The 10277-nt window shown below is 46.3% G+C and carries 1 protein-coding gene; it reads right to left on the bottom strand.

The genetic code is table 11. The features are described 5' to 3' along the window. A partial coding sequence (locus G358_RS0129025) for a non-ribosomal peptide synthetase (protein WP_240480125.1) occupies nucleotides 1–10244 on the bottom strand: 10244 nt, incomplete at its 3' end. Nucleotides 10245–10277: the final 33 nt, after the last annotated feature.

Here is a 10277-nt window from a genome sequence, read left to right on the forward strand (position 1 = left end):
TCCATTTCTGCTGCGGCTGTTTTTTCTGCAATCAGTTTCACGATACGCAGCTGCATCAGGTCTTTGACAGCCAGTTCATATCCGGCTTCCCGTATCTTAGACACCACACGGATTGCCTTGATCGAGTCACCACCCATTTCGAAGAAGTTGTCTTCAATCCCCACTGGGGTAACACCTAGTACTTCTTTAAAAGCACATGCAACCGTTTTTTCTATTTCATTCCGTGGCGTAATATATTTCTGTCGGCTTGTTGCTTCCGGCTCCGGCAAGGCATGTTTATCAAGCTTCCCGTTGCGATTGACCGGGATGCTTTCGATTTGCACAATGTATGCAGGGACCATATATTCCGGCAGTTCTATTCTAAGATTGTCTTTGATGTCGCTTGTTCGTATTTGCTGATCCGATACGACATAGGCACAAATACTTTTGTCCCCGTTTTTCTCCTTGACCGCTACGGCTACCTCTTTAACTCCAGGCTGTTTGCGCAGGACACTTTCGATTTCACCCAATTCAACTCGGAAGCCACGAATTTTTACTTGTTCGTCTATCCTTCCCATGTACTCGACATTTCCATCGGGAAGCCATCTTGCCAAGTCGCCGGAACGGTACATCCTGCCCTCACCGAAGAGATTTTCTACAAACTTTTCTGCAGTCAGTTCCGGCTGGTTCAGGTAGCCCCTGGCCAGTCCGACCCCGGCCACGCACAGTTCGCCCGGTATGCCGATTCCACATAACGTACTGCCGTTTAATATATATATCTCCTTGTTTTGTATCGGTTTTCCGATGGGTATCCTGTCGGGAATGCTGTTTTTATCTTCACACAACCATTGTGTCGCACATACGGTTACTTCTGTCGGTCCATAAGAGTTTAGGTAGCTGGAAATTTCAACTGCTTTACTTATAACATCTTTACTGCTCTCCGAACCTGCTGTAATAATCAGCCGCTGTCCCGACGTATTAATTTGTGCATAAAACTGAGGCGGTACAGCCATAATTGTTGTTTCCCCTGCATATTCACCTATGTACTCACTGTCCGACAATTTATCCGGATGGATGACATACAGGGTCCCACCGGTCAGCAGTGCCATGGTCATATCCCACACGGAGCCATCGAATGCTATATTGGAGAATTGCAGGATTCTATCCTTTGAAGTAACTTTTAAAGAATCCATAAAATATGATCTCAAATTATTTACTCCGGTGTTTTCAATCATAACCCCCTTGGGCTTGCCTGTGGTGCCCGAGGTATAGATGAGATACAATAAATCACTTGGTTTGTTTATGAGTACGGGATTTGTGGACACACCTTCCCAAGTCTTACTCTCTCCAAGGTCTATTAAAGGAATTTCTGTTTGAATTTCAGTATTGTAAGTTACCACTGCTTTTGGTTTGCAGTCAGATAGCATATACACGATCCGGTCTTGGGGATACCCCGGGTCTATCGGTACATAAGCTCCACCTGCCTTAATAATCCCGTAGACACCGATGATCATCTCTATACTGCGTTCTGCCAGTAGTGCTACATAATCATCCGGTTTGACCCCAAGTTCTCTCAGCTTATACGCCAACTGGTTCGCTTTTTCATTCAGCTGCGCATAACTCATTTTTTCGTCTTCAAATACGACCGCGATATGATCCGGCGTCTGTTGAACCTGTTCTTCAAACAACTCTACTACTGTTTTTTCCCTTGGGTATTCCGCTGCCGTGTCATTGAAGGCCTCAATGATCAACCTCTTTTCTTCTTCGTCCGCCACACTCAGTTCGCTGATCTTCCGCTCAGGATTTGCCGCTAGTTCGTCCACCAGATGGCTGAAGTGTTTCATCATCTGCTCTACACTTTCCAGCTTGAGAAGATCGGTACAGTATTCCCAGGTCATGGCATAGCCGTCTTCCGTTACACTTATGCTTAAACTGAGATCGAATTTCGCCACGGTATGTTCGCTGTCTATGCTAGTCATTTTGAAGCCGTTCATTGCTAGGTTTGCCTGTTCGTTGTTTTGCAGAACAAACATCACATCAAACAGCGGGTTTCTGGATAAATCCCGTTGTACCTCTACGGATTCCACCAGTTCCTCAAACGGATATTCCTGGTTCTCGTAGGCTTTCAGGGCATTTTCCTTGACTTCCTTCAGGAAATCCAGAACCTTTTTGTCTCCTTTCGGGTATGCTCGCATAGCCAGTGTATTGACAAACATGCCCATCATCTGCTCTGTATCTTTATGCGTTCTTCCCGAGATGGGGCTGCCAACGACAATATCTTCCTGCCGGCTGTATTTGCCAAGCAATACCATCATTGTGGAAAGCAATACCATATAAGCGGTTGCCCCCGTCTTTCGGCACAGCTCGTCTACCGCTTTTTTCTGTTTGGCCGTCAACATCCCGTTGATGCAGTGGCCTTTAAAGCTCTTCGTCTGCGGCCTTAAGTAATCCAGCTGAAGGTCCAGCACGGGCGCCGGTTCTTTAAATACATCCAGCCAATATTTTTTCTGTTCCGATAGGTCTCTTGTTCGCATCCATTCGCTGTAATCCTTGTATTGCACACTCAGCGGCTGCAACTGCTCACCATTGTACAGCTTGGACAATTCTTGGGTTAAAATGCCCATCGACATACCATCGGAGATGATATGGTGCATATCTAGCAGGAGGATCGTTTTGTCCTCTCCTATTTTTACGGCTTTCATCCGCATTAGCGGTGCCTTTCCAAGGTTAAATGGATGCACAAAATCATACAGCAGGTTTTCTTCTTGTTCTGCACCTGCAATCCGTTCTTCATACTCCAATTCGAGTTGAACTTCTTGTGCGATCTTCTGGACGGGTTCTCCATCCTGCATATGGAAACTGGTGCGCAGCGCTTCATGGCGTATGGTCAATTGCTCCAGTGCGTATTTCATGCGGTCCATATCTAAATTCCCGTAAATGACCAATCCGGCCGGTATATTGTAAGCTATGCCTGTATCGTCGATCTGGTTTATCAGGTATAACCTCTTTTGTGCCGACGACATCGGATACACTTCTTTTTCTTCCGCCTTCGGAATCGGGATGTATGCTTCCTCTTTTGCTTGTTCTACTTCTTTGGCAAGAAGCTGAGCCGTAGGAGCGGCAAAAATGGCCTTCAGCGGCAAGCGTATTCCGGTCTTCACTTCAATTTGATTGACAACCCGGGTTGCGCGCAGCGAATGCCCACCCAGTTCAAAGAAGTTGTCTTCAATCCCCACCGGGGTAACACCTAAGACTTCTGCAAAGGCACCTGCAACAATTTCTTCTATTTCATTCCGTGGCGCAATATATTGCTGTCCTCCTGCTGCTTCCGGCTCCGGCAGAGCATGTTTATCAAGCTTCCCGTTTCTCGTGAGCGGAATGCTTTCGATTTGCACAATGTATGCAGGCACCATATATTCCGGCAGTTCTTTTCTAAGGCTGTCTTTAATGTCGCCTGATCGTAGTTCCTGATCCGATACGACATAGGCACAAATACTTTTGTCCCCGTTTTTCTCCTTGACCGCCACGGCTACATCGTTAACCCCAGGCTGTTTGCGCAGGACACTTTCGATTTCACCCAATTCAACTCGGAAACCACGGATTTTTACTTGTTCATCGATTCTTCCCATATACTCGATATTTCCATCGGGAAGCCATCTTGCCAAGTCGCCGGAACGGTACATCCTGCCCTCTCCGAAGTGATTCTCGACAAACTTTTCTGCAGTCAATTCTGGCCGGTTCAGGTATCCTCTGGACAAGCCTACACCTGCTATGCATAGTTCGCCGGGCATCCCGATCCCGCACAAGTCGTTGCCGTTCATAATATAAATCTGTTTATTTTCTATCGGCTTCCCAATCGGTATCCGCTCCGGTACGGGCTCCCCGGGATCACATTCCCAGTGTGTTGCACATACCGTTGCTTCGGTAGGTCCGTAATCGTTGGAATATTTCATATGCTTGTTGTTCGCGCCTACCAACTCCCGATTGGTTTCCGAGCCTCCAGTAATGATGGCTCGAAAATGCCGGATATCCACCTGCGCCAAATACTGCGGCGGCAAAATCGCAATGGTGACATTGTGCTTATCAATATATTGCTCAAATAATCTCGCATCTTTTTTGACGTCTTCGGGGCATAAGCATAGCTGTGCCCCGACCAGCAGACTCATTGTCATTTCATAAACGCTCGCATCGAAAGAAAAACTTGCAAACTGTAGGACGACATCAGCTGCCGTAATCGCATAGTTCTTAATAAAATATTCCCGAAAGTTAACTACACCCTCATGCTCAATCATTACGCCTTTGGGCTTTCCGGTTGTTCCTGATGTATAGATGATATACATCAAATCCTGTGGCGTGTTGACATGCTCCGGGTTTACAGCCTTGCCTGTATAGACCTCCTTATCATACAGGTCTATGACTGGAGTATCCCCTTTGATCGGCAGTTCCGCCCTTCCCAGTAGGATGGCTTTCGGCCGGCAATCTTCCAGCATATATTGGATACGATTTTCCGGATAACTAGGATCTATAGGTACGTAGGCACCGCCTGCCTTAATAATCCCGTAAATGCCGATGATCATCTCCATGCTTCTTTGGGCCAGGATCGCAACCCTGTCATCTGGTCTGACACCAAGCTCACGCAGTTTGTATGCCAACTGGTTAGCCTTTTCATTCAGCATCGCATAACTCATTATTTCGTCTTCAAATACGATCGCGATATGATCTGGCGTCTTCTGAACCTGTTCTTCAAACAGCTCTACGACTGTTTTTTCCCTTGGGTATTCCGTAGCGGTGTCATTGAAGGTCTCAATGACCAACCTCTTTTCTTCTTCGTCCACCACACCCAGTTCGCTGATTTTCACCTCAGGATTTGCCGTCAGTTCGTCCACCAGGTGGCTGAAGTGTTTCATCATCTGCTCTACACTTTCCTGCTCGAACAGATCGGTACAGTATTCCCAGGTCATGGCATAGCCATCTTCCATTTCACCTATGCTTAAAGTGAGGTCGAACTTTGCGATAGTATGTTCGCTGCCTATGCTCGTCATTTGTAAGCCGTTCATTTCCAGGTTCGTCTGTTCGTTGTTTTGCAGGACTAACATCACATCAAAAAGCGGGTTTCTGGATAAATCCCGTCGCACCTCTACGGATTCCACCAGTTCCTCAAACGGATATTCCTGGTTGTCGTAGGCTTTCAGGGCACTTTCCTTGATTTCCTTCAGGAAATCCAGAACTTTTTTGTCTCCATTCGGGTATCCACGCATAGCCAGTGTATTGACAAACATACCCATCATCTGCTCTGTATCTTTATGCGTTCTTCCCGAGATAGGACTGCCAATGATTATATCTTCCTGTCGGCTGTATTTGCCAAGCAATACCATCATTGTGGAAAGCAATACCATATAAGCGGTTGCCCCCGTCTTTCGGCACAGCTCGTCTACCGCTTTCTTCTGTTTGGCCGTCAACATCCCGTTGATGCAGTGGCCTTTAAAACTTTGCGTCTGCGGCCTTAAATAATCCAGCTGCAGGTCCAGCACGGGCGCCGGTTCTTTAAATACATCCAGCCAATATTTTTTCTGTTCCGATAGGTCTCTTGTTTGCATCCATTCGCTGTAATCCTTGTATTGGACACTCAGTGGCTGCAACTGCTCGCCATTGTACAGCCTGGACAATTCTTGGGTTAAAATACCCATCGATACACCGTCGGAAATGATATGGTGCATATCTAGCAGCAGGACCGTTTTGTCCTTCCCTATTTTTACGGCTTTTATCCGTATCAACGGCGCCTTTCCAAGGTCAAACGGATGTACAAAATCATGCAGCAGGTTTTCTTCTTGTTCTGCACCTGCAATCCGTTCTTCATACTCCAATTCGAGTTGAACTTCTTGTGCGATCTTCTGGACGGGTTCTCCATCCTGCATATGGAAACTGGTGCGCAGCGCTTCATGGCGTATGGTCAATTGCTCCAGTGCGTATTTCATGCGGTCCATATCTAAATTCCCGTGAATGAACATTCCTGCCGGTATATTGTAAGCGATGCCTGCATCGTCGATCTGGTTGAGCAGATATAGCCTCTTTTGTGCCGACGACATCGGATACACTTCTTTTTTTTCCGCCTTCGGAATCGGGATGTATGCTTCCTCTTTTGCTTGTTCTACTTCTTTGGCAAGAAGCTGAGCCGTAGGAGCGGCAAAAATGGCCTTCAGCGGCAAACGTACTCCGGTCTTCACTTCAATTTGATTGACAACCCGGGTTGCGCGCAGCGAGTGCCCACCCAGCTCGAAGAAGTTGTCTTCAATCCCCACTAGGCTAACACCTAGTACTTCTGCAAAGGCACCTGCAACAATTTCTTCTATCTCGTTCCGTGGTGCAATATATTGCTGTCCGCTTGCTGCTTCCGGTTCTGGCAGGGCATGTTTGTCAAGCTTCCCGTTTCGATTAAGCGGGACGCTTTCGATTTGCATAATATATGCAGGCACCATATATTCCGGCAGTTCTTTTCTAAGGCTGTCTTTAATGTCGCCTGATCGTAGTTCCTGATCCTGATCCGATACGACATAGGCACAAATACTGTTGTCCCCGTTGTTCTCCTTGGCCACCACGGCCACATCTATAACCCCAGGCTGTTTGCGCAGGACACTTTCGATTTCACCCAATTCAACTCGGAAGCCGCGAATTTTTACCTGTTCATCGATTCTTCCCATATACTCGATATTTCCATCGGGAAGCCATCTTGCCAAGTCGCCGGAACGGTACATCCTGCCCTCACCGAAGTGATTCTCGACAAACTGTTCTGCAGTCAGTTCCGGCCGGTTCAAGTATCCTCTGGCCAAGCCTACACCTGCTATGCATAATTCGCCAGGCATTCCGATCCCGCACAAGTCGTTGCCGTTCATAATATAAATCTGTTTATTTTCTATCGGCTTCCCAATCGGCACACGCTCCGGTATTGGCTCCCCGGGATCACATTCCCAATGCGTTGCACATACCGTTGCTTCGGTAGGTCCGTAATCGTTGGAATATTTCATGTGCTTGTTGTTTTTGCATACCAACTCTCGATTGGTCTCCGAGCCCGCAGTAATAACTGCTCTTAATTGCCGGATATCCACCTGCGCTAGGTACTGCGGCGGTAAAATAGCAATGGTGACCTTGTGCTTGTCAATATATTGCTCAAATAATCTCACATCTTTTTGAACATCTTCAGTGCATAAACATAGCTGTGCTCCGGCCAGCAAACTCATTGTCATTTCTGATACAGTCGCATCGAAAGAAAAACTTGCAAACTGTAGTACGACATCAGCTGCCGTAATCGCATGGTTCTTAATAAAATATTCCCTAAAGTTAACTACACCCTCATGCTCAATCATGACGCCTTTGGGCTTTCCGGTTGTTCCTGATGTATAGATGATATACATCAAATCCTGTGGCGTATTGACATGCTCTGGGTTTGTGGCCTCGCCTGTATAGACCTCCTTATCAAACAGGTCTATGACTGGAGTATCCCCTTTGATCGGCAATTCCGCATTTCCCAGCAGAATTGCTTTCGGCCGGCAGTCTTCCAGCATATACTGGATACGATTCTCCGGATAGCTAGGATCTACCGGCACATAAGCTCCACCTGCCTTCATAATCCCGTAGATACCAATGATCATTTCTATACTGCGTTCCGCGAGTATTGCAACAAAATCATCCGGTTTTACCCCAAGTTCTCTCAGCTTATACGCTAGTTGATTTGCTCTTTCATTCAACATCGCATAACTCATTTTTTCGTCTTCAAATACGACCGCGATATGGTCCGGCGTCCGTTGGACCTGTTCTTCAAACAACTCGACTACTGTTTTTCCTCTTGGGTATTCCGCAGCCGTGTCATTGAAGGTCTCAATGACCAACCTCTTTTCTTCTTCGTCCACCACGCGCAGTTCGCTGACTTTTTGCTTCGGATTTGAGGTCATTTGTTGCAGCAGTTGTTCCATTCTTCCCAGCAGTGTCTGGATTTCCTCCGCTCCATATTTTCCTGGGTCATACATAATCTTAAGTGTCAGGGCGGCTTCTTTAATAAATGCACTCAACGAAATATCATAGTTTGTCTGCTCCCTGGCACTCTCTATTTCAATCTTCAACTCGTGGCTCTCAAGCTTAAACGATTCGTCTACATAGTAGTTTTCGAACACAAACAAAGTCCGGATCAAATTGTTGCCTAGTGCGCTTCTGCTTTGTACTTCCGCTAGGGAACAATAGTCATATCCCATGCCTGCAACCGCCTGTTGCTGCATCTGCCCGAGTAGTTCTTCCACTGTTGTGCTTTCTTTACATTTCACCCTAATCGGTATGGTATTGATAAACAGTCCAACAGCCTGCTCCATTCCCTGTATACTCGCATTTCTTCCAGACACAACTTTCCCGAATACAACATCGGTATTCCGGTTGTATTTCTGCAATATAACACCCCAAGCTGTTTCTACGATCGTGTTTATTGTTATATTGAGCGTGCTGGAAAGTCGTTGTAATTGTCTGGTCAACTGTTTATCCGTAATACATACTTCTTCTTTAACCTGTTCCTCTATGTTCCCACTTGGACTTAGCGGCTGGATCTCCGCAGCTTCAGTGTAATCTGCAAGGGAATTCTCCCAGAAAGAAAGCCCTTCCTCCCTGTCCTGTTTCTCCAGCCAGCGGATGTATTCACCATAAGACACAACACCCTTCGCCTCTTCTCGTACTCTTTCATGCAGGGAAGACAATGTGCTTCCTTCTGTCAGTGCTTCGTAATATAGCACGAAATCTCGGAATAGGAGCGGTAAGCTCCATCCATCCATAGTGATATGGTGGGAACTCCATAAAAGGATATGCTCTTCCTCAGATTTTCTCAGAATGGTTGCACGAAGCAGACTGTCTTCTTCCAAATTGAATCCGCGCAGAATATCTGCCTGTTGGATCTTCATGATTTCGTTATCCTGTTCTTTGCTGCAGGACAAATCAATAACATTACATTCAATTTCACGCTCACGCAATACGATTTGCCATGGCTTGCTTACTTTGTTGTAGAAAAATACCGTACGCAGCACATCATGCTTCATAGCCAGCAAAGATAGGCTTTCCCGTACCTTCACAACCTGCAGCTTACCTTTCATGCGAAGCTTGAATTGCAAGACATAGCCTGTAGATTGTTCATCTGCCAATTTGTGATACAACATTCCCTCTTGCATCGGCGTTAACGAATAAATACCGGATATTTCAGGAACCGGATGTCTTTGTGTAAGTTGCTTGAAATCAGAAGCATTCATATTCAGCGCACCGAAATCAGAAGCTGTTTTTATGACCTCTTTTTGAAATACACAGTGCTGAACAATCATTTGAATAGATTGAACGTAATTTTGGCAGAACTGCGCTATACTTTGCCCACTGTACCTTCCCTTGTTGTAGGCAATAGCAAACCGTAATTTACCGCCAGATACGCTCCCGTTCATCGTAATGCCTTGCTTCGGCATGTTTTCCTCTGCAATGCTGCTTCCGCATGACAGATTGGATACGGTAATCCTTCCTTCCGCTCCAAATTCATGATCCATGTGCCCGAGATAATTAAAGCACAGGCCTGCTTCAACATCCGGCCATTTATCCTGACCAAGACATGCTGCCACGCCATACCCGATGCCGTGATTCGGAATTGTTCGGAGCATTTCTTTGGTGTTGATGATGGCTTCTTCGGGAGCCTCAGATCCTTTCAATACAATTGGATAGACACTCGTAAACCAACCGACGGTTCTGTCCATTTTCACAGCTTTATGAATTTCCTCACGTCCATGGCCTTCCATTTCCACGGCAACGTAATTTTGTCCTTTCCACTGTTTCACCGCCATGCCGAGTGCTGACAGCAGCAAGTCATTGATCTCTGTTCCATACGCTTTCCCTGCTTCATATAGTAACTGCTGGGTACTTTCCATCTCCAGTTCAAGCTGCATATGCGCATATTCCGTCGGCTGGCCATCAAAGTCACCTTGAATTTTCCCGTCTTTTACTTGTTTACATATTTCCCTCCAATAGTTTATTTCCTGTTTCAATTCTGTACTTTGCGAATACTCTACCAATGCTTCCGCCCAGTCTTTGTAAGAAGCTGTTTTTGCCGGAAGAACGACTTCCTTTCCTTGCAATGCCTGCTCATATCCGGCTTTCAGGTCTTCCAGCAGAATCCTCCACGATACACCATCTACTACCAGATGATGCAGACATAACAGCAGATGGTCTCCGTCTGCAGTGTGAAACAGCCCTACTTTCATGAGGGGACCCTGTTCCAAATCGATACTGCTTTG

It is taken from the genome of Paenibacillus fonticola DSM 21315 (assembly GCF_000381905.1).
Classification (GTDB): Bacteria; Bacillota; Bacilli; order Paenibacillales; family Paenibacillaceae; genus Fontibacillus; species Fontibacillus fonticola.